19 protein-coding genes and 3 pseudogenes are annotated in these 25,750 nt (G+C 66.7%); 3 read left to right on the plus strand and 19 right to left on the minus strand.

The genetic code is table 11. The annotated features are described in order from the left end of the window. Positions 1–292: 292 nt before the first annotated feature. From BQ7388_RS08395 to BQ7388_RS12380, 9 genes and pseudogenes are all read right to left on the minus strand, one after another. A pseudogene (locus BQ7388_RS08395) lies at positions 293–1,279 on the minus strand (NAD(P)H-hydrate epimerase); the annotation flags it as partial. 1 nt (position 1,280) lies between these two features. Further along, a complete protein-coding gene (locus BQ7388_RS08400) occupies positions 1,281–1,568 on the minus strand; it encodes a GNAT family N-acetyltransferase (RefSeq protein WP_072500266.1) in 288 nt (95 codons plus the stop codon). Positions 1,569–1,641: 73 nt separating this feature from the next. Next, positions 1,642–2,196: pseudogene (locus tag BQ7388_RS08405) on the minus strand (alanine racemase); the annotation flags it as partial. Further along, positions 2,160–3,188, minus strand: a complete 1,029-nt coding sequence (locus tag BQ7388_RS08410; protein ID WP_083558334.1) for a diaminopimelate decarboxylase family protein — start codon at positions 3,186–3,188, stop codon at positions 2,160–2,162. The pseudogene BQ7388_RS08405 and the gene BQ7388_RS08410, both read right to left, overlap by 37 nt. Further along, positions 3,185–4,210 (minus strand): AMP-binding protein, encoded by a 1,026-nt coding sequence (locus BQ7388_RS08415; protein ID WP_072500267.1) that lies wholly within the window; start codon positions 4,208–4,210, stop codon positions 3,185–3,187. The genes BQ7388_RS08410 and BQ7388_RS08415 overlap by 4 nt, the downstream gene beginning before the upstream one ends. After that, positions 4,140–5,111 carry an AMP-binding protein gene (locus tag BQ7388_RS08420; protein WP_072500268.1) on the minus strand — a complete coding sequence of 324 codons (972 nt, stop codon included), beginning with the start codon at positions 5,109–5,111 and terminating at the stop codon, positions 4,140–4,142. The genes BQ7388_RS08415 and BQ7388_RS08420 overlap by 71 nt, the downstream gene beginning before the upstream one ends. Before the next feature lie 64 nt (positions 5,112–5,175). Next, the gene (locus tag BQ7388_RS08425; protein ID WP_072500269.1) at positions 5,176–6,564 is read right to left on the minus strand and encodes a hypothetical protein; all 1,389 of its coding nucleotides are present in this window, start codon (positions 6,562–6,564) and stop codon (positions 5,176–5,178) included. Positions 6,565–6,580: 16 nt separating this feature from the next. Further along, a complete protein-coding gene (locus BQ7388_RS08430; RefSeq protein ID WP_072500270.1) occupies positions 6,581–8,173 on the minus strand; it encodes an MBOAT family O-acyltransferase in 1,593 nt (530 codons plus the stop codon). Between the two features lie 318 nt (positions 8,174–8,491). Then, the gene (locus tag BQ7388_RS12380; RefSeq protein WP_072500271.1) at positions 8,492–8,866 is read right to left on the minus strand and encodes a helix-turn-helix transcriptional regulator; all 375 of its coding nucleotides are present in this window, start codon (positions 8,864–8,866) and stop codon (positions 8,492–8,494) included. Positions 8,867–9,040: 174 nt separating this feature from the next. On the opposite strand from BQ7388_RS12380, the gene BQ7388_RS12385 reads away from it, so the two are divergent. Together BQ7388_RS12385 and BQ7388_RS08445 are read left to right on the plus strand one after the other, a co-directional pair. Further along, the gene (locus BQ7388_RS12385; RefSeq protein ID WP_072500272.1) at positions 9,041–9,226 is read left to right on the plus strand and encodes a hypothetical protein; all 186 of its coding nucleotides are present in this window, start codon (positions 9,041–9,043) and stop codon (positions 9,224–9,226) included. Between the two features lie 197 nt (positions 9,227–9,423). Beyond that, positions 9,424–10,377: a LysR family transcriptional regulator gene (locus BQ7388_RS08445; RefSeq protein ID WP_072500273.1), complete on the plus strand. Its 954-nt coding sequence runs from the start codon at positions 9,424–9,426 to the stop codon at positions 10,375–10,377. Positions 10,378–10,396: 19 nt separating this feature from the next. Here the strand turns inward: BQ7388_RS08445 and BQ7388_RS08450 are convergent, their stop codons facing one another. Beyond that, complete coding sequence (locus BQ7388_RS08450) at positions 10,397–10,801, minus strand: hypothetical protein (RefSeq protein WP_072500274.1); 405 nt, start codon at positions 10,799–10,801, stop codon at positions 10,397–10,399. 312 nt (positions 10,802–11,113) lie between these two features. On the opposite strand from BQ7388_RS08450, the gene BQ7388_RS08455 reads away from it, so the two are divergent. After that, positions 11,114–13,738, plus strand: a complete 2,625-nt coding sequence (locus BQ7388_RS08455; RefSeq protein ID WP_072500275.1) for a DEAD/DEAH box helicase — start codon at positions 11,114–11,116, stop codon at positions 13,736–13,738. Between the two features lie 215 nt (positions 13,739–13,953). Here the strand turns inward: BQ7388_RS08455 and BQ7388_RS08460 are convergent, their stop codons facing one another. From BQ7388_RS08460 to BQ7388_RS08495, 9 genes and pseudogenes are all read right to left on the minus strand, one after another. After that, positions 13,954–15,048, minus strand: a complete 1,095-nt coding sequence (locus tag BQ7388_RS08460) for a hypothetical protein (protein WP_072500276.1) — start codon at positions 15,046–15,048, stop codon at positions 13,954–13,956. A gap of 669 nt (positions 15,049–15,717) precedes the next feature. Then, the gene (locus BQ7388_RS08465; RefSeq protein WP_072500277.1) at positions 15,718–19,173 is read right to left on the minus strand and encodes a BadF/BadG/BcrA/BcrD ATPase family protein; all 3,456 of its coding nucleotides are present in this window, start codon (positions 19,171–19,173) and stop codon (positions 15,718–15,720) included. Next, positions 19,166–19,867 carry a TetR/AcrR family transcriptional regulator gene (locus BQ7388_RS08470; protein WP_072500278.1) on the minus strand — a complete coding sequence of 234 codons (702 nt, stop codon included), beginning with the start codon at positions 19,865–19,867 and terminating at the stop codon, positions 19,166–19,168. The genes BQ7388_RS08465 and BQ7388_RS08470 overlap by 8 nt, the downstream gene beginning before the upstream one ends. A gap of 163 nt (positions 19,868–20,030) precedes the next feature. Beyond that, positions 20,031–20,339, minus strand: coding sequence for a VapC50 family PIN domain-containing toxin (locus BQ7388_RS11655; protein WP_083558336.1), 309 nt, complete (start codon positions 20,337–20,339; stop codon positions 20,031–20,033). 108 nt (positions 20,340–20,447) lie between these two features. Then, on the minus strand, positions 20,448–20,585 hold the full coding sequence (locus BQ7388_RS12390) for a hypothetical protein (RefSeq protein WP_156797639.1): 138 nt from the start codon (positions 20,583–20,585) through the stop codon (positions 20,448–20,450). 5 nt (positions 20,586–20,590) lie between these two features. Further along, positions 20,591–20,938, minus strand: coding sequence for an excisionase family DNA-binding protein (locus tag BQ7388_RS08480; RefSeq protein ID WP_159430818.1), 348 nt, complete (start codon positions 20,936–20,938; stop codon positions 20,591–20,593). Positions 20,939–21,146: 208 nt separating this feature from the next. Next, positions 21,147–22,430 (minus strand): amidohydrolase family protein, encoded by a 1,284-nt coding sequence (locus BQ7388_RS08485; protein ID WP_072500280.1) that lies wholly within the window; start codon positions 22,428–22,430, stop codon positions 21,147–21,149. Positions 22,431–22,518: 88 nt separating this feature from the next. Then, positions 22,519–23,901, minus strand: coding sequence for an NCS2 family permease (locus BQ7388_RS08490; protein WP_072500281.1), 1,383 nt, complete (start codon positions 23,899–23,901; stop codon positions 22,519–22,521). Between the two features lie 475 nt (positions 23,902–24,376). Continuing rightward, positions 24,377–25,750: pseudogene (locus tag BQ7388_RS08495) on the minus strand (acyl-CoA dehydratase activase-related protein); the annotation flags it as partial.

A 25,750-nucleotide genomic window follows, 5' to 3' on the forward strand; every position in this document is an offset into this window, starting at 1 on the left:
ATGCAAGCAATGTGCAGCCATGCGCTTTTTTGGGTCGCCAGTCACCCGATACGGCAGCATTCAATCGCGCAATCGTCTGCCTCGCGAGTTGTATGCGGATTCCGCATACAACTAGAAAACAACACAGGTCATCTACCTGTGGAAATCTAAACAGCTGAAAATTTAAATCAATTAATAAATCAAAAAACAGCAGACAATTTTATTAACTTCTTTTTAAGCGAGAGGAGCTGGCGGCACGAGTAACGAGCGGCCGGCAGACGGCGCGGTTCACAAGGCGGACGAAAGACGGCACGGGCCCCAAGGCGACAGGCGAGCGGCGCGGGGTCACGAGGTGCCAGCGAGACGCGAGCGACAGGCAGCGCGAGGTCGCGGGGTGCNCGATGACCGGAATCTCGAGCATCTGGGACTGGACGATGGGCGCGATGGCCGCGGGTACGGCGAGGGTGACGTAGCCCGCACCGGCACGGGCAGCAGCCAGGGCCGCCATCATGGGGGCACCGGGGAAGCGAGAGGAGCCTCCCACCACGAGCACCGAGCCGCGACGGAATTTGTCGTCGGCGCTCGAGGACGGGCGCAGGACGGAGTCGTAGTCGTCCAGGTCGGCCCTCCAGGCAACGGGATCTGCCTCGAGGACCAGACTCTCCGTCTGCTCGGCCAGGGGCGCCACCACGATGGCGCCGCAGGCGTCACGTCCGTCGTCCGAAAGCAGGCCCGGCTTGAGGGCGAGCATGGTCACGGTGAGGTCGGCCGCCACGCAGGCGTCCTCGGCAAGGCCCGTCTGGGCCGAAAGGCCGCTGGGCACGTCGACCGAGACCACCTGGACGTCGCTGCCGTTGAGGCAGCCGATCCAGATGTCGAAGGGTGCGCGGGGGACGCCGCGGAACCCCGTGCCCAGCATGGCGTCGATGGCCACGTCGGCGTCCGAGAGGAGCCCCTCGAGCAGCTCGCGCGGGGGAGCAACCACGATGGACACGCCCGCGACCTGCGCGCTCTTTGCCACCACGCGGGCGAGGTCACCCTTGATCTGGTCGGGCTCGACGGGAGTCACCGCATAGACTTCGACTCCCTTGGAGAGCAGCTCCTCGGCGGCGACCCAGCCGTCGCCCCCGTTGTTGCCCAGGCCGCAGAGCACGACCGCGCCCTGCGGATGCGCCAGGCGCAGCGCCTCGTTGGCGGCGGCGGTGCCGGCGCGGTGCATGAGCTCGGATATGCTCACGCCCACGTTGGTGAGCCCCGCCTCGACCCTCTTGATGTCCTCGATGTTGAGCACGGGCTGCATGTCAGCCTCCTATNTGTCCGTCATAGGCAACGCGGCCCAGCAGCCTGGACGCGATTCCCTCGCGGCGGCGCCCCTCGGCCACCACGATCTCCAGCAGCTCGAAGTCGGATCCCGCGAGGCTCGCCCCTGCGAACCCCACGAGCTCGCCCTGGTCGTGAGCCACCCACCAGCTGCGCTGGGGAGCGAAGAGCTCCTCGTAGAACATCTGGCGCGTCCAGGCGCTGTGGTCGCTCACCTGGTACGCGCCAGCCTCGAGCGCGGCGACGGCGTCGAGGTCGTTCACGGACATGGGCCGCAACTGCAGGTGACGCCCCGCGAGCGCGTCGGCGGTGCCGGTTACCCTCACGCTGGCGGGGGGCNGGCGTGTTGTCGCAGTGCACCAGGCCGCAGTCCAGGCCGGCGTCGCGCAGGGCGCCCACCGTGTCCATGAAGCGCGTGCTCTGCTGGCGGAAGTCCCAGTCGCCCACCACGTCGGCGGTGGCGAAGTGGGTGAAGGTGCCCGCACACTCGATGCCACGATGGAAGTCGATCATGCGGCGGAACTCCACCGCGTCCTCCGGCATCACGCCGATGCGGCTCATGCCGGTGTCTATCGCCAGGTGGTACTTGCCGACCTTGTCCAGCGCCACGGCACGCTCGCCGTAGGCGAGCGCGAAGTCCATGTCGTACACCGAGGGCATGATGTCATGCTCGAGAAGCACGTCAATGCTCTGGAGCGGCGACTCGTTGAGCATGAGGACGGGCCACTCGATGCCAGCCTTCCTAAGCTCGACGCCCTCGTCCACCGTGGCCACGGCGAACTGGCTCGCGCCCGAGGCGTGCATGGCGCGGGCGCACTCGACCGCCCCATGCCCATAGGCGTCCGCCTTCACGGCGCACATCATCTGGACGCCCGGGCGCAGGAGCGCGGGCCAAGCGGGGCGGGGCCCCCGGGCACCACTGCGCCTCCGCGCCCGGCAGCACTGAGGTCCTGGATCACGGGCAGCTTCATGCCCATCATCTGCCCCAGGTAGGTGACGTGGTTCATGCCGCCGTCCACGAAGGCGTAGTGGGTGCCCTCGTTGGACTTGAGGTCCACGATGCCCGTGAGGTAGCTGCCGCACTCGGTGGCGAAGAAGCGCCCCATCTCCACCGTGAGCTCAACCTTGCCGGCGACCCTTCGCAGGTCCTGGGCGATCTGGCGGGCGGGGGCAAGCGTGTCCTGGAAGTCCTCGCCCTCGAAGAGGGGCACGGCCAGGCCGGGCCCGTACTCGAGGCGTCGGGGGCGCCAGCCGTGGCCGCGTTCGAGTTCGTCGAGCAGGTCCTCGAGCCTCTGCAGCTCGCGTGCCTGGTGCTTGAGCTTGCGGCGCTGGGTGCCCACGAAGTAGTGGATGCCCACAAGCTCCGCCGCGGGGAAGTTCTGGCGCTCGTCCACGATGGAGGTCAGGTCCTCGAGCGACATGCCAAACTGGCTGCCCCCGTTGAGCCTGAGCAGCACCGGGACGACCTTCCCCGCCTCCATGGCGCAGCGCTCGACCAGCTCGAACTGGAGGCGAGACTCCGCCGTGAAGACGCCCACGCCGTATGCGAGCGCCTCCCTCACGTCGTCCTCTCGCTTGCACACGCCGGAGTACACAATCGCCTGAGGGTCGATGCCCAGGGACTCGCAGATGCTGAGCTCGCCGGGGCTGCAGACCTCGAGCTTGAGGCCCTCCTCCGCCGCAGCTCGGGCGAGGAAGGGGTTGGCCTTGATGGAGTAGCAGAGTCCCACCTCGGGCCCGAAGGCCTCCCCCACCTCGCGCAGGCGCCGGCGGAAGGGGCCCAGCTCGAAGACGAAGCTCGGGGTACCGAAGTCCCTGGCGAGCGAGAGGAGCTCGTCTCCCGTGGCGAAGCCCCCCTCGGGGGCGAGCTTGCTGTACTGCCGGCTCATCGGCGCGCTCCCATCTGCGCCAGCTCGGCGCGGTCTATCTTGCCGTTCTTGGTGAGGGGCATCTGGTCCAGGCGGCGGACCTGCCGCGGGACCATGTAGGGGGGCAGCCTCTTTCCCAGCGCGTCGAGGAGCTCGTCCTCCGTGGGGGCGCCCAGGTAGAAGAGGCGGATGCGCTTGCGGCGCGCGTCATAGACGCAGCAGGCGCGCTCCACACCCTCCACGGCCTGCGCCGCGGCCTCGATGTCTCCCAGCTCGATGCGCTGTCCCAGGTGCTTGATCTGGTGGTCCTTGCGCGAGGCGTAGACCAGGTCGCCCCGCTCGTCGTAGCGGGCGAGGTCGCCCGTGCGGTACACGGGCTCGAGCCAGCGACGGTTGAGGGGGCTCTGGACGAAGGCGGCGGCGGTCTTCTCCCCGTCGCCCAGGTATCCCAGGCCCAGGGCAGTGCCGCCCACGCAGACCTCGCCCTCGACGCCGGGGGACGTGACCTCTCCCCCGTCCTCGTCCAGCAGGAAGACGCGCTCGTTGGGGAAGGCGCGTCCCATGGGGATGACCTCGTCGTCCTGGTAGTCGCGCTCGACCTCGAAGTAGGTGCAGTTGCAGGTGATCTCGGTCGGGCCATAGAGGTTCACGAAGCGGACGCCGGGAAGGAAGCTCCGCCAGACGCGCAGCTGCTTGGGGGGCATGACCTCGCCGGAGAAGAGGACGCGCCGCACCGTCCGGGGGACGCGGTAGTCGAAGCCGTGCATGATCGAGACGAAGCAGAGGGCGCTCACGGCCCACACCAGGGTGGTCACCTGGCCGTCCGCCAGGTAGTCCATGAGGGTCGTGGGGTTGGAGAAGTAGGGCCGCGGGATGATGCGCAGGGTCGCCCCGCGGCAGAGGCTCGAGTAGATGTCCTTGACCGAGACGTCGAAGTCGAAGGGCGCCTGGTTGCCCAGGACGTCCTCCGCGTCAATCCCGAAGATCTGGGTGAAGGTCGGGATGAAGTCGATGACCGAGCGGTGNGATCTCGGTCGGGCCATAGAGGTTCACGAAGCGGACGCCGGGAAGGAAGCTCCGCCAGACGCGCAGCTGCTTGGGGGGCATGACCTCGCCGGAGAAGAGGACGCGCCGCACCGTCCGGGGGACGCGGTAGTCGAAGCCGTGCATGATCGAGACGAAGCAGAGGGCGCTCACGGCCCACACCAGGGTGGTCACCTGGCCGTCCGCCAGGTAGTCCATGAGGGTCGTGGGGTTGGAGAAGTAGGGCCGCGGGATGATGCGCAGGGTCGCCCCGCGGCAGAGGCTCGAGTAGATGTCCTTGACCGAGACGTCGAAGTCGAAGGGCGCCTGGTTGCCCAGGACGTCCTCCGCGTCAATCCCGAAGATCTGGGTGAAGGTCGGGATGAAGTCGATGACCGAGCGGTGGGACACCACGACGCCCTTGGGCGTGCCCGTGCTGCCGCTGGTGAAGTTGACGTAGAGGGGATCGACGTCGATTGCCGACGCGCGCACCGAGGCGAGCGCGTCGGCGTCCGCCCGCGGGAAGGCGAGTGCCTCGTCGACGAGGGCGACCCTCGTGCCCGTCCCCTCGAGGGCACGGCGCGCGGCCTCCTCGTTGGCGCGGTCGGTGAGGACCAGGGCGGGTTCCAGGGCCCGGCAGATCGCCTGGATGCGCCCGTCGGGCTGACGCACGTCGAGCACGGAGTAGAAGCCCCCGGCATACACGCCGCCCAGCATGCAGCAGAGGGCGTCCGTGCTCTTCTCGAGGTAGAGGGCGAGGGCCTGGCGCGGAGCCATGCCCTGTGCGACGAGCCAGCTCCCCGCCCGACGGGAGCGGTCGAGTAGCTCGGCGTAGCTCAGCTGGGAGTCGGGGTCGACCACGGCCAGCTTGTCAGGCCTGAGCGATGCCTGGCCCTCGAGCCATTCGAGCACGTTTCTCATGTTCCTGCCTTTCCCGCGCCGTCTCGGGTGCCGTCCGCCTCGCGGACGTGCCAGGACGGCGCGACTAGTACGTGACCAGGATGTTGGAGCGACGGTCGAACTCCGCCGTGGAGCCCACGAGACGGGCGCGCACGTAGACGACCTTCTCCCCGTGGCCCGTGACGGGCAGGTCGAAGGTGGGGTCCTCGCTCCAGTCACGGACCAGCGCGGTGTCGTTGGAGCCCCTCTCGCCCACGTAGTACTGGTACTCGACCTTACGACCCAGGCCAGCGTAGGGTGTCGCCGTGACGCGAACCACACCGTCGCCGGGCTCCTCGTCGAGGGTCACCGCAGACAGCCTGTCTATGGAGCCGAGGTACTCGTCCCAACCGTCATACGAGTAGAAGTCGGACGTCACGTCCTGGCCCGTCTCAACGCGCGCGAGGAGCTCGCCAAAGGCCTTGGTGAAGCGCGCGGCGCCGTTGGCATTGAGGTGCTCGCCGTCCAGGAAGTCCGACTCGTCGGCCACGTATGCCGAGCCCCGGGCGAGGTTGAAGTCGAGGAAGCGGAAGCCCGCGTCCGTCACTACCTTTTGGGCGCGCGGCATCTGCTGGGAGTAGTAGTCGCCATAGCAGAGCACGTTGAAGGTGGGGCATGGGGCGACGACCACCGTCAGCTCGACCCCGTTGCTGCGGCAGAGGTCGCAGATGCGGCGCAGCGCGTCGAGGGTGTCGTCGCGGAAGGGCTTCCTGCCGTACTGGGACGAGAAGAGCAGCTCCTTCGCGTTGGTGTAGTCGATCACGAAGTCGTAGTTGCCATAGCCCTTGCCCTGGTAGTGCCAGTTGGGGTCGCGCTGCTTGACCGCCTCGAGCTGCGTGGTGCCGCCCAGGCGCTGGCGCAGGTTCTGGCTCACGGCGCGCGGGCCCATGCCCACGCGGTTGAAGGTCCAGGGGAAGAGGAAGTTGAGCGACTGGCTGGTCCCCGCGAACTCGTGGCTGCTCATGAGCCCCCACAGGGCGCGGGCGCGGTATCCCAGCGGCTGTCCCTCGCAGCGGGCCAGGAGGTAGGCCATGCGGGCGTTGGGGTAGGAGCCCTCGGAGAAGCTCGCGTAGTCCACGCCCAGGATCGCCCGCTTCACGTGATGGTCGCGGATGGCCTGCTCTATGCCTATGTAGGAGTCCTCGAGCGACTGCGCCGACGAGGAGAGGCTGAAGGAGCTGGCGCCGAGGGTGCCGTCGAGCACCTGGAGGTCGAGGGAGCGCTCAGACACCGAGGAGCCCACGACGATGGTGTCTATGTCCTGGCCTGCCATGGAGCGGTACTCCGACCAGCGAACGGAGCTCAGGCTGCCATAGGGGTCGAGGAGCAGCGTGGCAAGGACGTTGGCGAGGGCGAGAAGGGCCAGGGTCACCAGGGTGCCGAGCGCTCGGCGAGCCCAGGTGCGACGGCGACCGGGGACGACGTCCGTGTCCATGGGTACCTCCCTCCCGCTAGAAGTTCGCATACATGAACCCTCCCGCGCCGCCGATCGAGAACGCGTACGAGGACGCGATGAGGAAGAGCAGGGCCACATAGGCGCAGGTCCTGACCAAGAGGCCGCGCGAGAGCACTAGCTCGCGCACGTCATGCCCACGCTCCTCGACGAGGCTCACCGCGAAGATGGCCACACAGCCTATGATCGCGATGTAGCTGACACCAAGCGGCCCCGCCGCCTTGGGCCCGAAGAGTTCGGCCAGGGTGGGCTTCATCAGCTGCGGCGCGAAGTTGAGGAAGGTTGCCCTCAAGCAGGTGAGGGAGTCGCCGAAGTCGTAGATGCGGTCGAAGTACCAGCCCAGGTTGACCACCAGGAAGGTGCGCAGGGTCGCCCAGACGCGCCAGAGACGGGGGTGGGAGTCGGCGCCGAGCGCCGTGCGCATGCGGGCGAAGGCCGGCGAGAACAGGTCCGCCGCAGCGATGACCAGGCCGTTGTAGAGGCCCCAGGCCACGTAATGGACCTCCGCGCCGTGCCAGACGCCCACGATGAGGAAGACCAGCACGTTGGCGCAGCAAGCCGGCAGCGTCCGCCCGAGGTGGCGTCCCAGCCTCTCTCCCGACCAGCGGCCGAGGGCCTTCATGGGACGAGTGAGGGCGAAGGGATAGAAGACGTAGTCGCGCATCCACGCGCCGAGCGAGACGTGCCAGCGCCTCCAGAAGTCGGCGAGCGAGACAGCGAAGTAGGGGCGCTTGAAGTTGGGGGCCATCCGCACGCCCAGGAGCTCCGAGGCGGCGAGCACCATGTCGATGCCGCCGGAGAAGTCGGCGTACTGCTGGGCGGAGTAGAGCAGAATCCCGAGGACGACGACCGACCCGGGCATACCCGCGTCCACGGACGAGAAGATGGCGTCAATCCTGCCAGAGAGGACGTTGGCAACGGCGTACTTCTTCATGGCGCCGAAGAGGAAGAGGAGGAGCGCCCGACGCGCGCGGTCCCAGTCGGCGCGGTTGCGACCCAGGAGCTGGGGGGCGAGGTCTGCCCAACGGTTGATGGGACCCTGGATGAGCTGGGGAAAGTACGAGACGAAGAGCAGGTAGCGCGGGAGGCTGCGCTCCGCCTCCACCCTGCCGTTGTAGCAGTCGAGCAGGTAGCCCACGGCCTGGAAGGTGTAGAAGGAGATGCCCAGGGGAAGCACCAGCCCCAGGCTCGAGGGCGAGGGGGCCGCGCCCGCCTGCCAGAGGATGACGTTCCAGTACTTGAGGTAGCCCAGCGCCCCCAGGCAGCAGGCGAGGGCCACCAGGAGCACGACGCGACGCAGCCGGGCAAAGCGAGCCTTGATCTCCTTCTTCACCGCCCGGTCGGGGGCGGCCTTGCGCCGGTCGCGGCATTCGGCGTCGAGCCGGGCCAGGGCGAGGCCCGCCGCCCAGGTGACGGCCGCCGTGGCAATGACGAGCCAGAGCGTGGGAAGGCCGCCCATGAGGCAGTAGAAGCAGAGGCTACCGGCAAGGAGCACGACCCACTGTCCCCGGCCGAGGATGCGGCCCACGCCAAAGTAGGTGACGGCGAGGGCGGCGAGGAAGAGGACGAAGTTGAGGGAATAGAGCTCCAAGCGGGCACCTCACCTTCCTTTCTTGCCCCGCGTCGTCTGACGGGGCATCCGAGGTGCTCGGCTGCCCGCGCTCAAGATAAAAACGTTTCAGCACTCCAACTGTGACAGGCAATCGGGCGAATGGCAGCGCCTACGGCGCGAAACCATCGAAATCGCCAGAATCCCCATATGCGGGCTGAACAAGGAGGGTCGATTGCGTCTGATCCTAGGACGGGGAGGACCTGCCAGGGCGCGCGCCACGAAGGGGCGTGCGGGATGTCCGGCCTCCGGGCGGGGAGATGAAGCCTATGCGTTGCGCTTCCGGTAACGGGGGTAGAGCTACGCGTTGCGCTTCCGGTGGCGGCCGCGTGGCCTCCTGGCCTTCGCGCTCCCCTCCATGATCGTGTGAACCGCCTCGCGGATGTTGGGAGGCGTGCGCTGGTAGAGGTCGGCGAACTCGAAGTAGCCGTCCTCGGCGAGGTAGCCGCGACGGGTGCCGCCGGCGGGGTCGCCACCGTCCTCGATGCCGAAGAGCTCGTTGGGCGTGCACGAGAGGACCCGGCAGACGTCCCAGACGTAGCGGGACTTCAGGCTGTTGCGACCCACCTCCCAGGCGTTGTAGGTCGACGGCCCGACGCCGAGCTCCGTGGCGACGTCGGCCTGGCTCTTGCCCGACCTCACCCTCAGCTCCTTGAGCCTCAGCCTTCGTTCCACCGTCCGTCTCCCATGCGCCGACCTGCCTGCATGGGGCCATTCTTTATGAGGACACGCCGGCCGAATATATGGACCATGTCGAAACGTCTGAGTTGGCCACCAATATCCACGTACCGTAGACTTTGTAATACACGCGAAGGCAGAAACGAGCTTGAAACCCACGAACGGAGAGCCATGGATGACGAGAGGGACTTCACTGCCCCGGACCCGAGCCAACCGTACCGGTTGGACGGGACCGACAGGACCGTCACCTATGCGGAGATGACCGCAGAGATAGACCCCGAGCTCCTTCCCTGCAGCAACGCGGACCTGGAGCTTCTGCTCTCGCTCATGGGAGCGACGCCGGTGGAGAGGGACTGAGACGCGGACGCCTGCGGGTGGCCACGGGGCCCCAGCACGGGAACTGGAGTCATTCTCCCTCGAAATACGAGGCCGCACGCCTTCGAAAAGTGAGGCCATTCTCCCTCGAAAAGTGATGCTCCAAATGCTCGAAAAGTGAGATGCTAAGAAAACCGCAGGTAAAAGCTATCGAGCAGAGCACTAACGAGGAGGCAAACATGAGGCTGCAGCAGCTGCGCTACGTCATAGCCGTCGCCGAGGCGGGGTCGATCAACGCCGTCGCCCATACGCTCTTCGTCTCGCAGTCGAGCCTTTCCGTCGCAATCAAGGAGCTCGAGGCCGAGATGGGCATCTCCATCTTCAACCGCTCGAGCCGCGGGATCTCGCTCACCAGCGAGGGCGTGGAGTTCCTGAGCTACGCCCGCCAGGTGGTGGAGCAGGTCGACCTCCTCCAGAGCCGCTACGCCGGCGACCGCACGAGCGCCTCACGGAGGCTCTCCGTCTCGTCCCAGCACTACGCCTTCGCGGTGAACGCCTTCATCGACTTCGTGTCCGAGCACGACGACGGCAGCTGCGAGTTCACCCTGCGCGAGACCCGCACCGCCGACGTAATCGAGGACGTCCGCGGCTTCAGGAGCGACCTTGGCATCCTCTACCTGGGCACCTCCAACGAACGCGCGCTGCAGCGGCGCTTCGACGAGGCGGGTCTCACCTTCACCTCGCTCTTCAAGGCACGTCCCCACGTCTTCGTCCACGAGGGCCACCCGCTCGCGCGGCTCGGCACGGTGCGGGTCAAGGACCTCGCGCGCTGGCCACGCTACACCTTCGAGCAGGGGCCCCAGAGCTCGCTCTTCTACTCCGAGGAGCCTCTGAGCACCCTGCCGCACGAACGGCGCATCGTAGCCAGCGACCGCGCGACGATGACGAGCCTCCTGCGCGACTACGAGGGCTTCCTGGTGTCCACCGGCGTGAGGTCGGACGAGATGTACTCGGGCATCGTGTCGCTCCCGCTCGAGACCGACGAGGTCATGAACGTGGGCTACGTCGTCCACTCCGAACGGCGCCTGAGCGAGCTTGCGCGGGCGTACATCAAGAAGCTGAACGCTCTAATCGTCGGCTTCGACGACCAGAGCGTCCTGGTCCCGTCCAAGGGCGCGCTCAGGGACAGGTGAGAGGGGCGGGCACGGGCGCCTAGCGGGCGGCGTCCTCCGCGACCTTGCGCGAGAGCACGAGCACGGCGAGCGACGCGAGCAGGAGCAGCGCGGCCAGGACGAGCGCCACGAGCCTGCCGCCCATCTGCACGCAGGCCACGGCCAGCACGTTGGCCACGAGCAGAACCCAGGCCGACGCCTTCTGGTCTGCCACGCGACGGGGCGCGTTTGTCGCCCGGGCGAGGCGGGCGCCAAGGACGACACTCACGACGCCCGAGACGAGCGCCACGAGCCCCAGGACGAACCCACCCAGCGGCGCGCTGCCGTTGGAGACGTCGCCCGGCAGCATGCCCAGCTCGAGGAGCACGCCCTCGGCCAAGGTCACCACACCCAAGAGCAGCACGGCTATGGAGAGGACCTTCAGGCCCTTCTGCGCTCCCATCATGAGGAGCTCCCTTCCCTCGCTTGGCCCCGACGTGCCGCCGAGGCCCCACGTTTCTCTCCCCCGATGATACCCAAGGGCCCGCCAGCCGCGACGCCGCAACCGCAGGCGAAGGCGCACTGCGTTGCGGAGGGTGGCACGCAGGCGTAAAGTCAGCAAGGCGAGAGGACCTGCGTCCGTGCCTTGTGGGCCAGGAGGTGCCAGCCGGAACGCCACGCGCCCGCGCCACGTCGGCACAGCACGTCCCTCTCGCCCCACGCCAACCGCCTCTGGCGCTACCCGCGCGCCCCGCCCCCATCCCAGACTTGGAGCCCCATGCCCGCCGACCTCACCCCCACGCCCCAGGAGCCCTTGGACCAGAGGGACGTCGCCTCGTTGGGACAGCTCGTGCCCTGGCCGGACGACGAGCACTTCCCCGACATCCCCGCCGAGGACGCCCTCGAACTCTTCCTGGGTTGGGTCGAGTCGCGCGGCGTCACCCTCTGGGAGCACCAGGAGGAGGCCCTGCTCGACCTCGCGTCCGGCAGCCACGTGATCCTGGGCACGCCAACGGGCTCGGGCAAGTCCATGGTCGCCCTGGGCCTCTGCTTCATGGCCATGTGCACCGACCGCCGCAGCTACTACACCGCACCCATCAAGGCCCTGGTGAGCGAGAAGTTCTTCGACATGGTCGAGCTGCTGGGCAGGGACAACGTGGGCATGGTCACCGGTGACGTCACCATCAACCCCGCCGCGCCCGTCGTGTGCTGCACGGCCGAGATCCTGGCCAACCTCGCGCTCTCGGAGGGCGCCCGCGCCGACGTGGGCTGCGTCGCCATGGACGAGTTCCACTTCTTCGGCGACCGCGACCGCGGCTGGGCCTGGCAGGTCCCCCTGCTCACCCTCCCCCACGTGCAGTTCCTCCTGATGAGCGCCACCCTGGGCGACGTCAGCGCCATCGCCGCCTCGCTCGAGGGGCACACGGAGCGCGCCTGCGAGCTCGTGCTGGACGCCGAGCGACCCGTGCCCCTGGAGTACCGCTTCGTGGACACGGGACTCGAGGGCACGGTCGAGCTTGCCCTGAAGGACGGCGACGCCCCCCTCTACGTCGTGCACTTCTCGCAGGACAGCGCCCTCGCCAGCGCGCAGTCGCTCGCGAGCTACGGCGTGAGCACCCGCGAGCAGCGCGACGCCATCAAGGAGGCCGTCAAGGGCACGCGCTTCACCACCACCTTTGGCAAGACCCTGCGCCGCCTGCTCCTCTCGGGCGTGGGCGTGCACCACGCGGGCATGCTCCCCCGCTACCGCCTCCTGGTGGAGAAGCTCGCCCAGCAGGGGCTCCTTCCCGTCATCTGCGGGACCGACACCCTGGGCGTGGGCATCAACGTGCCCATCCACACCGTCCTCCTCACCGCGCTCAGCAAGTTCGACGGAAGGCGCATGCGCAGGCTCTCGGCCCGCGAGTTCCACCAGATCGCCGGGCGCGCGGGCAGATCGGGCTTCGACACGGAGGGCCTGGTCATCGCCCAGGCGACCGAGTACGAGATAGAGAACGCCCGCGCCCTGGCCAAGGCCGGTGGCGACCCCAAGAAGGCTCGCAAGATCAAGACCAAGAAGCCGCCCGAGGGCTTCGTGGGGTGGAACAGGCAGACCTTCGAGCGGCTCGTCGAGGCCACGCCCGAGACCCTGCGTCCCCACATGAAGGTCACCCACTCCATGGTGCTGGGCGAGGTGGAGCAGGGCGGCGACGCACATGAGCGCGTGATGCGCCTCGTGGAGGACTCCCAGCAGACCGAGGAGCAGAAGCTGCGCCTGCGCGTCCGCGCGGACGAGATCTTCGCGACCCTGATCGACGCCGGTGTGGTGTCGCGCGAGGAGGCCACGGACGGAAGCCTCGCCTTCGACGGAAGCCCGTCGGCGAGCTACGCCCTCACCGTCGACCTGCCCGAGGACTTCGCCCTGGACCAGCCGCTCTCGCCCTTCCTGCTCGCGTCGCTCGAGCTCCTGGACCCCGAGTCGCCCGACTACGCGCTCGACCTCATCAGCATGGTGGAGGCGACGCTCGAGGACCCGCGCCAGATACTGCGCGTCCAGGAGCGCCATGCCCGCGACGAGGCGATGGCGCAGATGAAGGCCGACGGCATCGACTACGACGAGCGGATTGACCGCATCCAGGAGGTCAGCTATCCCAAGCCCCTCGAGGAGCTGCTTGGGGAGGCCTTCGCGCGCTACTGCGAGCAGGTGCCTTGGGCGCGTGACTTCGAGCTGTCACCCAAGAGCGTGCTGCGCGACATGGTCGAGACCGCGAGCGACTTCAAGGGCTACGTGGCCCGCTATGGCATCGCCCGGAGCGAGGGGACGCTGCTGCGCTACCTGAGCGACGCCTACCGCGTGCTGAGCCGCACGGTCCCCGCGTCGAAGCTGGACGAGAGGCTCGAAGAGGTCGTGGACTGGCTGGGCCTGGTGGTGCGCACCGTGGACTCGAGCCTCGTGGACGAGTGGTCCGGCCTGGGATCGCGGGACGAGGACGGGCTGGACGCCGCGGCGCCACAGGAGGCGGACGTCGTCGTGCGCGACCGGCGCGGCCTCACGCTCTTGGTGCGCAACGCCCTCTGGAGGCGCGTGCGGGCGGCGGCGGTGCGCGACGCTACGACCCTGGGCGCGATGGACGAGGAGTGGGGTTGGCGAGAGAGGCGCTGGCAGGCGGCGCTGGGCGAGCTCTTCGGGGAGCACGACGAGATCCTGCTGGACGGGGACGCCAGGAGCTCGGCCTACCTCTGGGTCGACGAGGCGGACGAGCGCGAGGGGCACGTCTGGCACGTAAGGCAGATGTTCCATGACGCGGACGGCGATGACGACTTCGGCATCGCCGCGGACGTGGACCTGGACGAGACGCAGGCCGAGGGCAGCGTCGTCTTCGCCAGCTACCGCGTCGGCTTCGTCGAGGACCTGCGGGCCTAGGCCTAGGCCTCTGCCCCTCTCCCCTTCCCCCCTCGCGAGTGCGCAATCTGAAAGCTTCAGTTTGCGCACTCGAGGCTTCTCTCGCCTGCATTTGCCCAGGAAAGTGAGAAAGAACCCTGCCGAGTGCGCAATTTGACTCATTCAGTTTGCACACTCGGGCTGCAGGGCACTCTGACTAGGCTGGCATCTACCCTCGAGTGCGCAAATCAGTACGTTCAGTTTGCGCACTCGGGCGGACGACGGCCACGGGGGAGCAGTCGTCGGAGGAGAATCCTGCGCCGGGCACGCAGCTCGGGGTCCCCGAGCAGGTCAAGTCGCTCTCGCGCAAGCCGCTTCCCCATGTGCCTCGACGAAGGCGAAATCACTCGAGCCAGAAGCGTCTCAGCAGCCGCAGGCGTGCGCAAGTCATCGAAGACAATGGGGCAGGCGACGATGCCAAGTGCCGCGTAGTCCTGCATCCTACGAACGTCCTCCCTTCGCTGCTCCGCCAGGTCATGCCATTCCCCGCTGTCATACTCAAGTGCGAGCTCCAGGCCAGGGAAGTACAGGTCGGGCCTGAGCCTCCGGTGTTGGACTCCCCTTCCAGACGGCCCGAGGTCCAAAGGCTGGTTGACCAGGGGCTTCTCGAGACCGATGCCACCCAGCTCTGGCGGAAGGCTCAGGAGCAGTGCGAGAAGCGACTCCATCGGGGACGCGGCACTCTCCACTGCCAGATGCGCGGCCTGCCTTGCCAGTGCAATGCCACGCATGCGCGAGCAGCCAGCCAAGAAGCCAGAGAAGTCCTCGAGGCGCTGGAGTGGCCTGAGCCCATACGTACAGGCTCCCCGCAAGGGGTCCCGTGGGTCCCTGCCGTAGCTACCGCACATCTCGTTTGTGAACTCCGTTAGGTCGACGAGGGCGGCAAAGTCCTCAAGGATGCCCCTTCGGATGCGCCTCTGCCGGTCTCGGGCAAGCTGCAAGAGGCTGAGCTGGGGAACGTCTATCGCAAACCCATGCGTCCCAGGCTTCAGAAGCGGGGACGACAGGCCCAGGAAGGCGGTCGCGGGAAACTCGACCGAACACATGTCACTTGCCACGAGACGATGCCGAACCCTATGTCCCGGGTCCGGGGCATGAAGGCGCAATGGATGCGCTGCATTGATGGCGAGAAGACCAGAGAGCCGGTCGACCGCGACGTCACCCAGGCGCTCGTAGGGGCATGCCGACCTCCTCACTCGCCGCAAGCCCGTTGGCGCGACCGTGACCTGATTGTCAATCCTGCTTCTGCGCAGCAATTCCAGGGAGCTGCCGCCCGACACGAAGATATCCATGCGGCGAGACTAGCAACGCAAGCTCGCAGGTACCTCGTTGGCAGCTTGCCGCAGACTGCCAGCAGATTGGGGTTGATGTATGCAAGCCTCGTTTGCGCAGTTCAGCCATGACACCAACCTGCAGCTAACGCTTAAGTTGCCTGCCGTCGAACCGACGTGGGAACACACTCGTCACAGAAAGCCCACGGACTACCCCGCTTGGACAAGCTCCGCGCTTCCTCATCCCGCTTGGACAAGCTCCGCGCTTCCTCATCCCGCTTGCCCCTCTCTCCGCTCGCCTCTTTCCCCTCCCCGTGTCTCCTCTCGCGAGTGCGCAATCTGAATGCCTTGAATTGCGCACTCAACACAATTAAGCAGCGTGTTTGCCCAGGAAAGGAGGAGGCATGGGTAGTCGAATGCGCAATCTGAAGCTTTAAGTTTGTGCACTCGCGAGAGGGGGAGGGAGGGAGAGAAAAATGGCGAGAGGGGCGCCTGGCCTTCGCCGCAGCGTCCCTCTCGCCTGGAAGTACCTCTTGGCGGAAGCCGGACCGCCGCAGCGGCATCGTCTCCTGCCGTGCAGACGCCCCGCCTCCTGCCGCGCGGGTGGCTGCCCCCCTGCCCCACGTCCGCCTTCTGCGTGGCTACCTCGTGTCCGCCTTCTGCGTAGCTACCTCGTGCTCTCCTGCTCCCTTACCTCACGCCTGCCTTGCGCTTGGCGCGCTCGATCTCGGCCAGCTGCTCGGGGGACAGCCTGATTCCGTGCACCGCCGCGCTCTCCGCGCGCTCGTTCACGATGCGGTCGGTGTAGCTACGCTGGTAGCGGGTCTCGTCCACATAGGGCGCCACCACGCGCTCGGTGGGGTCATCGGGATTCTGGACCCTGAACGCCCCGCCGTTCCTGAAGTTCTCCTTCGCCACCGAGATCATCAGCTTGATGCGGTTGAGCTGGTTGACCTCCGACGCACCGGGGTCGTAGTCGACGGCCACGATGTTGGACTCCGGGTGCATCTGGCGCAGCCTCTTGATGACCGACTTGCCCACGACGTGGTTGGGCAGGCAGGCGAAGGGCGAGGCGCAGACGATGTTGGGGGTGCCGCTCTCGATGAGGTCCACCATCTCGGCCGTGAGCAGCCAGCCCTCGCCCATGGTGTTGCAGAGCGAGAGGACCTGCTTGGCCTTGGCGGCGAGCTCGAAGATGTCGATGTAGGGCTCGAAGCGCTCGGACCTCTCGAGCATGCGGTTAATCGGCGCGCGCATGCCCTCGATCAGCTTGATGCCAGCACCGTGCGTGAGGCGGCTCGTCGCCTTGGTGCCCAGCTCGTCCTTCATGTTGATCTGGTTGGAAGTGCCGAAGAGGAAGAAGTCCACGAGCCCCGGGACGTCAGCCTCGCAGCCCTCGCCCTCGATCACGTCCACGACCTGGTTGTTGGCCGTGGGGTGGAACTTGACGAGGATCTCGCCCACCACGCCGACGCGAGGCTTGCTGCGGTCGTCGACCAGCGGCAGCGCGTCGAAGCGGTCGACGGTGTCCTGGCACAGGCGGTAGAAGCTCTTGCGGTCGGTGCGGCAGATCAGCGTCTTGGCACGGCTCATGAAGTGGTCGAAGAGCCTGTTGGCGGCACCGGCCTCGGCCTCGTAGGGACGGGTGCGGTACAGGAGCTTCATCAGCAGGTCGCCGTAGAGCAGGCCGTAGACGGCCTTGACGATGAGGCCGGGCTTCAGTATCTGGAAGCCGGGGTTGTCCTCGTCGAGCCCGCCCGCGACGGAGAGCGAGATCACGGGGACGTCCTCGTGGCCCGAGTCCTTCAGGGCCTTGCGGATGAGCGCGATGTAGTTGGTCGCGCGGCAGCCGCCGCCGGTCTGCGAGATGAGCACGGCCGTGCGAGACAGGTCGTACTTGCCCGAGAGCACCGCCTCCATGATCTGGCCCGTGACCAGGATCGAGGGATAGCAGATGTCGTTGTTGACGTACTTGAGACCGGTGTCGACGGCCTTGTGGTCGACGGAGGGTAGGAGCACCACGTTGTAGCCCTCGGAGCGCAGGAGCTCCTCCACAATCTCGAAGTGGATGGGCGACATCTGCGGTGCCAGGATGGTNTTGGGCGCCTTGCTCTGCTCCCTCTTTGACTTGCCCGCGCCCTTCTCGCAGCGGTTGCCCGTGACGAAGCGGTGGCCCCCGCCGAAGTCGTTGATGGTGAGCTGGCAGTTGTTGGAGCAGCGGCCGCAGTGGGTCTGGATGCGCTTGACCTCGAGGGTGTCGATGGCGACGCGCGGCAGCAGTGTGGAGGTGCCGCTCGCACCGGCGCGGTCACGGGCCAGGAGAGCCGCACCGTAGGCGCCCATGACGCCGGCGATGTCGGGGCGGATCACGTCGCGGCCGGTGAGCAGCTCGAAGGCGCGCAGGGTGGCGTCGCTCATGAAGGTGCCGCCCTGGACCACGACGTACTTGCCAATCTGGTCGTAGTCGCGCAGCTTGATAACCTTGAACAGGGCGTTCTTGATCACGGAGTACGAGAGGCCCGCGGCCACGTCGCCGATGGTCGCCCCCTCCTTCTGCGCCTGCTTCACGCGGGAGTTCATGAAGACGGTGCAGCGGCTGCCCAGGTCGATGGGCCTCTCTCCCCCGACTGCTGCCTTGGCGAACTCCTGCACGGTCATGCCCATGGAGTCGGCGAAGTTGGCGATGAAGGAGCCGCAGCCGGCCGAGCACGCCTCGTTGAGCATGATGTGCTCGATGACGCCGCCCTTGACCTGCAGGCACTTCATGTCCTGGCCGCCGATGTCCAGGATGAACTCGACGTCGGGCACGAAGGCCTTGGCACCACGCAGGTGCGCCACGGTCTCGATCTCTCCGGAGTCGGCGCGCAGGGCCTCGATGAGGATGCCCTCGCCGTAGCCGGTGGTGGTCACGTGCCCGATGGCGCAGTCCTCGGGCAGGTGGTCGTAGATGTCGTCCATGATCTTGCGGGCGGTGCCCAGGATGTCGCCGTTGTTGTTATCGTACCAGGTGTAGAGGAGCTGTCCGGCCTCGCCCACGACGGCCGCCTTCATGGTGGTGGAGCCGGCGTCGATGCCTATGAACACGCGACCGTGGTAGTCCTCGAGCCGTCCCTTGGGCACGACCTGCTTGTCGTGACGCTCCTTGAAGGCGCGATAGTCGTCCTCGGTGGCGAAGAGCGGGTCGAGGCGCGCGACCTCGGAGCCCTGGGTGCCCTTGAGGCTGGCAAGGGCGTCGACGACCTCGCTGAAGGTGACGTGCTTGTCGGATTCCCCGGCGAGGGCGGCACCCGTCGCCACGAAGAGGTGGGCGTTGGCGGGGATGACGCGGTGCTCCTCGTCCAAGTGCAGCGTCTCGTAGAAGCGCTTGCGCAGCTCGGAGAGGTACTGCAGGGGCCCGCCCAGGAAGGCCACGTAGCCGCGGATGGGGTGCCCGCAGGCGAGGCCCGACACGGTCTGGTTGGCCACGGCCTGGAAGATGGAGGCGGCCACGTCCGCGGGGGCGGCACCCTCGTTGAGCAGCGGCTGCACGTCTGACTTGGCGAAGACGCCGCAGCGGCTCGCGATGGGGTAGATGTGCGAGGCCTCCTTGGCCATCTGGTTGAGGCCCGAGGCGTCCGTGCGCATGAGCGAGGCCATCTGATCGATGAAGGCACCCGTTCCGCCGGCGCAGGTGCCGTTCATGCGCTGCTCGATGCCGTTGTCGAAGTAGATAATCTTGGCGTCCTCGCCGCCCAACTCGATGGCGCAGTCGGTCTGGGGGATGAGGGCCTCGACCGCGCGCTTCGAGGCGATGACCTCCTGCACGAACTCGAGGTCGAGCCACCTGGCGAGCAGCATGCCGCCGGAGCCGGTGATGGACACGCGCATGGAGGGGTCGCCGATGACCGAGCGGGCTCGCTCGAAGAGGGCCTTCGCGGTGGCTCGCACGTCGGTGTGGTGACGTTCGTAGTTCGCGTAGACCAGGTGGTTGCGGGCGTCGATGACGGCGAGCTTGACCGTGGTGGAGCCCACGTCGATGCCCAGCCTGAGCTCGGCGTGCCCCAGGTCGACGGGGTTGGCGGGGCTGAGCTCCGCCCCCTGCTGCCTTAGCTCCACTCCCTGCGTGGCCTCTGCCTGCGCCGCGTTGGAACCTGCGTGGTTAGTCATCGCTTGACTCCTTAATTCCAAGAAGGGAGAGGCCCAGGGCGTCGACGTCGAACTGCAGCGACTTGCCGTAGAGGTCTCCGGGCCTGACGAACAGGAGGGCGGTCATGACGCGCGCCATGTCGCCCACGTCCTCGCGCATCCCCGCCGAGAGCCAGCGCGCGAGGACGCCGACCTCGGCCGAAATGACGAAGGTGAGGTAGTAGTCGAAGAAGGGGATGGCGCGCAGGTCCAGCCCGTCGAGCGCACGGTCCTGTACCACCTCGCGCACCATGAGCTTGATGCGCTCGGCGAAGGCAGGGTCTCCCCCCTCGCCCAGAAGGGGGCTCAGGTAGGGGCGGGACCTGAAGTACTCGAGGAGCCCCACCGCGCCGGGAGCCGGCTCGAGCCGGGCGATGACCCTCTGGAGCTCGTCCAGGTTGACGGCGGAGAGCCGTGCGACGCGGCTCCTGAGCTCGTCGATGGTCCGCTCCTCGAGCGAGGACACGAGGTCGGAGATATCCCGGTAGTGGGAGTAGAAGGTGCGCCTCGTGATGCCTGCGCGGTCCGAGACGGCGGTGACCGTGACCTGGGAGAGGTCGCCCGTCACCTCGATCTCTTCCGCGAGGGCGTCGCGCAGGGCACGCCTCGTGCGCACGACGCGTCGATCGGCGCTTGCCGCCGTGGCGTCGCTCTTCTGGCGAGGGGCCTGTCGCATGCCGCGACTCCTTCCCTGCTGGCAGTCACTTCACACCCTGCGAAGTATGTTACAGCGTGGGAATTATTGCACAAGGCGAGAAGTATCACCAGACGAGAGTGACGGGCGCACGTCGCCCACACATTCGGCCAGGCCGCGACAAGAAAGGCGCGCCCCTCTCCCCTCACGAATCGTCAGACGCCAAGATGGCTTCAGCCCAACTCGCAAATCCGTACAACCTGTTGTTGCGCAAGGCGTCGAGCTCCTCGCCCCACCCTCGCGGTGGATGTCGCTTCTCGCTCACCAGCACCTTAAGGGCGTCAAAGACCACCTGCGAGCGCGAGCTCGCCAGTTCCAGCAGAAAGGCATCTGGATGGCGCGCCGTCACGCCAAACTGCCGCAGGACGGAGTCGGGGAAGTCTTTGAGGTTGTACGTGACGATGGTGCCCGCGCCCGCGACGATTGCGGCACGCACCACATGCACGTCGTCCAAGTCCGGAAGGTCAAGGCCAGGTGGCCGCCTCGCAAGCTTTACCTGGGCAAACGGAAATGCCTTGTTGGCAGCGTCAAAGATGGCATCGCCCGCGTTGCCACGAATGCGCTAGTTCGCCCTCCTGGCTTCTTCGATGATGCGTTTGGACCAGACGGGCTCGAATACCTCGGCGTCGGCAAGCGTGAGCAGCACGTCAAGCGTCCATGTCGTGACGAAGACGTTTGCGTCAAGGACAGCAAGCTGCATTGCGGCTAGCCGAGACCGTCAAGGTACGATGACAGGTCCGTATCATAGAAGCCCGCCTCGTCTGCGGCATCCCTCATCTCTTCGAGCGCGGCAGACCGCTGCGCGCGCACTCTCAACGCAAGGGACACGACATCCTCCATAGCGACCCTCCTGTGGTGGTTGCCGCCGATGCGCTCGCACGGCAGCTCCCTCCTGTCAATCATGCGAGCGACGGTCTTGCGGGACACGCCGAGGACCTTCGCTGCCGTTCCCGTGCCGACGAGGTGCGGACCACGACCCTTGCCCTCTGAGGGCGAGGAGAGGACCTGAGCCACCTGTTTGGCAAGCTCATAGGCCTCCTGGGTGAGCCGCATGCGGTCCCCCTGAGCGCTCACGAGGTAGGGACACGTAGTGGGAACAAGAGTCGTGGTATGCATTTCTTCTCCCTCCCTCGTCTGTTTTGGCTGCATTCATCTTAGCAAAAACGGTCAAAACGGACATCTCGGCACAAGAAGGCGCGCCCCTCTCACCCGCGAGACGCAGACGAGAGGGGCGCGCGACGATCCAGCAGCAATCTGTGCCCTAGAGCTCGATCTCCTTGCCGGCAACGAACTTGGCGGCAAGCCTGCCACCCTCGTCAGCCAGGTAGCAGTAGCGCTCGAGGCGCTGCTCCACGCTCAGCTCGCGGGGCGAGCGGATGCCGGAGTCGTCCAGCACGAGCGCGTCGAAGTCGAAGCCCTCGTCCAGGCTGCCCACCTTGCCGAAGAACGAGCCGCCGCCCAGGGTGGCGATCCAGAAGGCCTCCTGGATGGTGAGCGACGGGAGCTCCTGGTCGACGCAGCGCCAGCGCAGCTTGGAGCAGCCCACGGCGTCGGCGACGGCGCGGAACATGTTGAGGCTCGCGCCGCCGGCCACGTCGGTGCCCAGGCCGACGTTGACGCCGCGGCGCAGGTAGTCGCGGATGGGTGCGATGCCCGACGAGAGGAAGGCGTTGGACTGGGGGCAGTGCGCCACGTAGGTGCCCGTCGCCCTCAGGAGCTCGACCTCCTCGGGCGTCGAGTAGTTGCAGTGGGCCATGATGGTCTTGGAGTTGCCGCCCAAGAGGCCGAAGTGGTCGTAGGTCTGGCCGTAGCAGCTCGACCAGGGGCAGAGGCCCTTTACCCAGTCGATCTCGGACAGGTTCTCGGAGAGGTGCGACTGCACGGGAAGGCCCGTCTCGGCCTTGATCTTGCCGAGGCCCTCCATGAGCTCGTCAGAGCAGGTGGGCGTGAAGCGCGGGGTGAGGATGGGCAGGGTGTTCTGGTAGCGGCCGCTCACGTCCGCGAGCCAGGAGCGCGTCGCCTCGAGGGACGCCTCGGCGGTCTGGTCGCTGAGGTAGTCGGGGCTGTTGCGGTCCATGTTGACCTTGCCCACATAGGTCTTGAGGCCCGTCGCCTCGAGCTTGTCCATGAGCAGTTCGGTGCCCGGCACGTGCATGGTGCCGAAGACGACGGCCCTCGTGGTGAACGACCTCTGGAGGTCGTCGGCGAAGATCGAGTAGCCCTTCTCCGCATAGGCGAGGTCGGCGTACTTGCTCTCCTCGGGGAAGGTGTAGGTGTTAAGCCAGTCGAGAAGCTCCAGGTCCATGGCGATGCCACGGAAGCCGTACTGCGGCGCGTGCACGTGGATGTCGTTGAGGCCGGGGACGATCAGGGCATGGCCGAAGTCGCGCAGGGGCAGCTGGGCATAGCGCTCGGGCAGCTCCTCGAAGACGCCGGCGGACGCGCCGTCGACGCAGACCACGTAGCCTGCCTCGAGCGTGCGGAACTCGGTCTGGGACACGTTGTAGCAGACGTCACCCTTGAGTACGAACGACTTGCCTTCCATGGGTTCTCCAATCCTAAGAGAGGTCCAGCATGTCGCGCGACGGGCCGCAGGCTCGGTCTGGCCCCGGCCGCGGCCCACCGCGATTCTCCTATATGACCAGGTACTTGAGGACGAACAGCACGGCCAGCGCGTACATCATGGGGCTGATGGTGCGCCTGCGCTCCTCGCCGGCGGCGAGGTTGACCACCACGTAGACGATGATGCCCAGGCAGATGCCCTCGGCGATGCTGTAGGTGAAGGGCATGGCGATGGTGCAGACGAAGGCGGGCAGCCCCTCGCAGACGTTGCCGAAGTCGACCCCGAAGAGGGCGCCCATCATCGAGAAGCCCACCATGATCAGGGCAGGCGCGGTGGCGAACATGGGAATCGCCAGGAAGAAGGGCGAGAGGAGAAGCGAGAGCACGAACATGACGGCGACCGTGAGCGAGGTGAGCCCGGTGCGGCCGCCCGAGGTGATGCCGGCGGCGCACTCGACCGAGACGCAAGTGGGCGAGTTGCCGAAGACCGCGGCGACCATGGTGGTCAGGGACTCCGCCACGAGCGCGCCCTTGGTGTGGGCAAGGTTGCCATCCTCGTCGAGGAGGCCGGCCTTGGAGGCCGCGCCGACGAGGGTGCCCACGGTGTCGAAGAGCGAGGCGAAGAGGATGGCCATGACGACGGTGAGGAAGCCGAGGTCGGTGATGTGGCTGAAGTCGAGCTGCATGAAGGTGGGCGCCAGCGAGGGCACGGAGAGCCCGCGCGAGAAGTCGGGCAGGACGCTGTTGAAGCCCGCCGCCGGATCAGGCACATAGACGCCGGCGAGCTGGCAGACGATGCCCAGGGCCCAGGTGATGAGGATGCCCAGCAGGATGTCGCCCTTCACGTGCTTGGACGAGAGGATGCCGGTGATGATGACGCCCACGAGCGCGAGCACCACCGAAATGCCTGCCGTGGAGAAGCTGCCGTCAGCGAGGCTCTCGTGGATGTTGAAGAGCCCCACGAGGGTGGCGTCGTTGCCCACGATGATGCCGGCGCCCTTGAGGCCGATGAGGGCCACGAAGAGGCCGATGCCCGCGGTGATGGCGAGCTTCAGGCTCTGCGGGATGGCGTTGAAGACGAGGTCGCGCAGCTTGGTGACCGAGAGCAGCAGGAAGATGAGGCCCTCAACGAAGCAGGCGGCAAGGCCCACCTGCCAGCTGTAGCCCATGCCAAGGCATACGGTGTAGGCGAAGTAGGCATTGAGCCCCAGGCTCGGACCCAGGATGAAGGGATAGTTGGTCATGAGGCCCATGAGGCAGGTGCCGATGAAGGTGACCACCGCGGTCGCCGTGAACACCGCGCCGCTGTCCATCCCCGACTGTGCGAGCACGGAGGGGTTGACGGCCAGGATGTAGGCCACGGTGACGAAGGTGGTGAGGCCGGCGATCACCTCCGTGCGGATGTTGGTCCCACGTTCCTCCAGATGGAACAACCTCTGTAGTGCTGCTTGCATAGAACCCTCCCTTGCTTGCCTGGAGGGGTGCAGGTCCCCCCGGCGCAGGGGCGCGGCGCCCATGGGCGTCTCGCTCCGTCCCCTCCACGTGCCAACTAAAAACCAATTTTTCTTACTCACAAACTTTCTGTCTGCATCTTGACCATAGACTTATGCTTGCCTCCTGAATTTTTTCTTCTAGGCGAGCGGTCGCTATTTCTGGGCGTACGTAACGAAAGTTCCTGCAGCCTAAGCATGAGTTTATATTCATGTGCTTCATAAAGATTACGAAATGAGTGTCATATGCGGTTTTATGTGCACGAGATTCTCTAATTTTTCTATATTCTTGATAATGAATTCCCTTTTTGAAGAGTTTTGCGTCGTGTTTATAACATCCATGTTAAAGGAGGCGAGAACTGCACCACCGAAGGGGACTTCGGGCGCAAACTGCCCTGCAAGCGCACGGAGCAACCCCCGGGCGCGACGGGGACGGNCCGGCGACGCCGGCCGCGGTCTGGCGCTCGAGCTCGGCGCGCTGCTCCTTGAGCGCGGCCATGAGCGAGCGCACGCGGATGCGGGCGGCGCCCAGGTTGCTCACCTCGTCGATCTTGAGCACGGTGTAGATCTTGCCCGAGGCCTCCAGGATCTCCTGCACCTGGTCGGTGGTGAGGGCGTCCAGGCCGCAGCCGAAACTGTTGAGCTGGATGAGGTCGAGGTCGTTGCGGCTGGCCACGAAGCGGGCGGCGCGGTACAGGCGGCTGTGGTACATCCACTGGTCGACCACGCGGATGGGCCGCTCGGGCTGCATCTTGTGGGCGACGGAGTCCTCGGTGAGAACCGCGAACCCAAAGGAGTGCAGGAGCTCCGGGATGGCGTGGTTGATCTCGGGGTCGTTGTGGTAGGGGCGGCCCGCCAGGACGATGCCGTGTGCGTCGTTGTCCTCGATCCACTGCAGGACCTCGTCGCCCAGGCGGTGCATCTGGTCCTTGAAGGCCAGGTCCTCCTCCCACGCCGCGTTGACGGCGGCGTCTATCTCCTGGCGCGTGATCGCCTCTCCCCTGAAGCGGCCCTTGCCGGCGCGTGCGTCCTCGGCCCTCTGGACGGCGATGAGCTCGTACAGGCGGCGCTTGAGCTCGCGCTTGTCGTCGTAGGGGATGAAGGGCGCCAGGTACTCGACCTTGTCGGAGGCGAGCTCGTCCACGTTGAGCTCCAGCGCCTGCGGATAGCTCATGACGATGGGGCAGTTGTAGTGGTTGGTGGCGCTGCCGTCCTCGGTGCGCTCCCAGCGGATGCAGGGCATCCAGATGAAGTCCGGGTCCTTGGCCAGGAGGTTCATGACGTGGCCGTGGCTCAGCTTGGCCGGGTAGCAGACGGACTCGGAGGGCATGGACTCGATGCCCGCCTCGTAGGTCCTCTTGGTGGTCTGGTCGCTCAGCACGACCGAGAAGCCGAGCTCGGTGAAGAAGCGGTGCCAGAAGGGGTAGTTCTCGTACATGTTGAGCGCGCGGGGGATGCCCACCGTGCCGCGGGGCGCCTCGTCGGGCGCAAGCCCCTTGCGGTCGAAGAGCAGCTTGTTCTTGGTGGCGAAGAGGTTGGGCGCCTTGCTCTGCTCCCTCTTTGACTTGCCCGCGCCCTTCTCGCAGCGGTTGCCCGTGACGAAGCGGTGGCCCCCGCCGAAGTCGTTGATGGTGAGCTGGCAGTTGTTGGAGCAGCGGCCGCAGTGGGTCTGGATGCGCTTGACCTCGAGGGTGTCGATGGCGACGCGCGGCAGCAGTGTGGAGGTGCCGCTCGCACCGGCGCGGTCACGGGCCAGGAGAGCCGCACCGTAGGCGCCCATGACGCCGGCGATGTCGGGGCGGATCACGTCGCG

The organism is Olsenella phocaeensis, assembly GCF_900120385.1.
In the GTDB taxonomy this organism is placed as follows: domain Bacteria; phylum Actinomycetota; class Coriobacteriia; order Coriobacteriales; family Atopobiaceae; genus Olsenella_I; species Olsenella_I phocaeensis.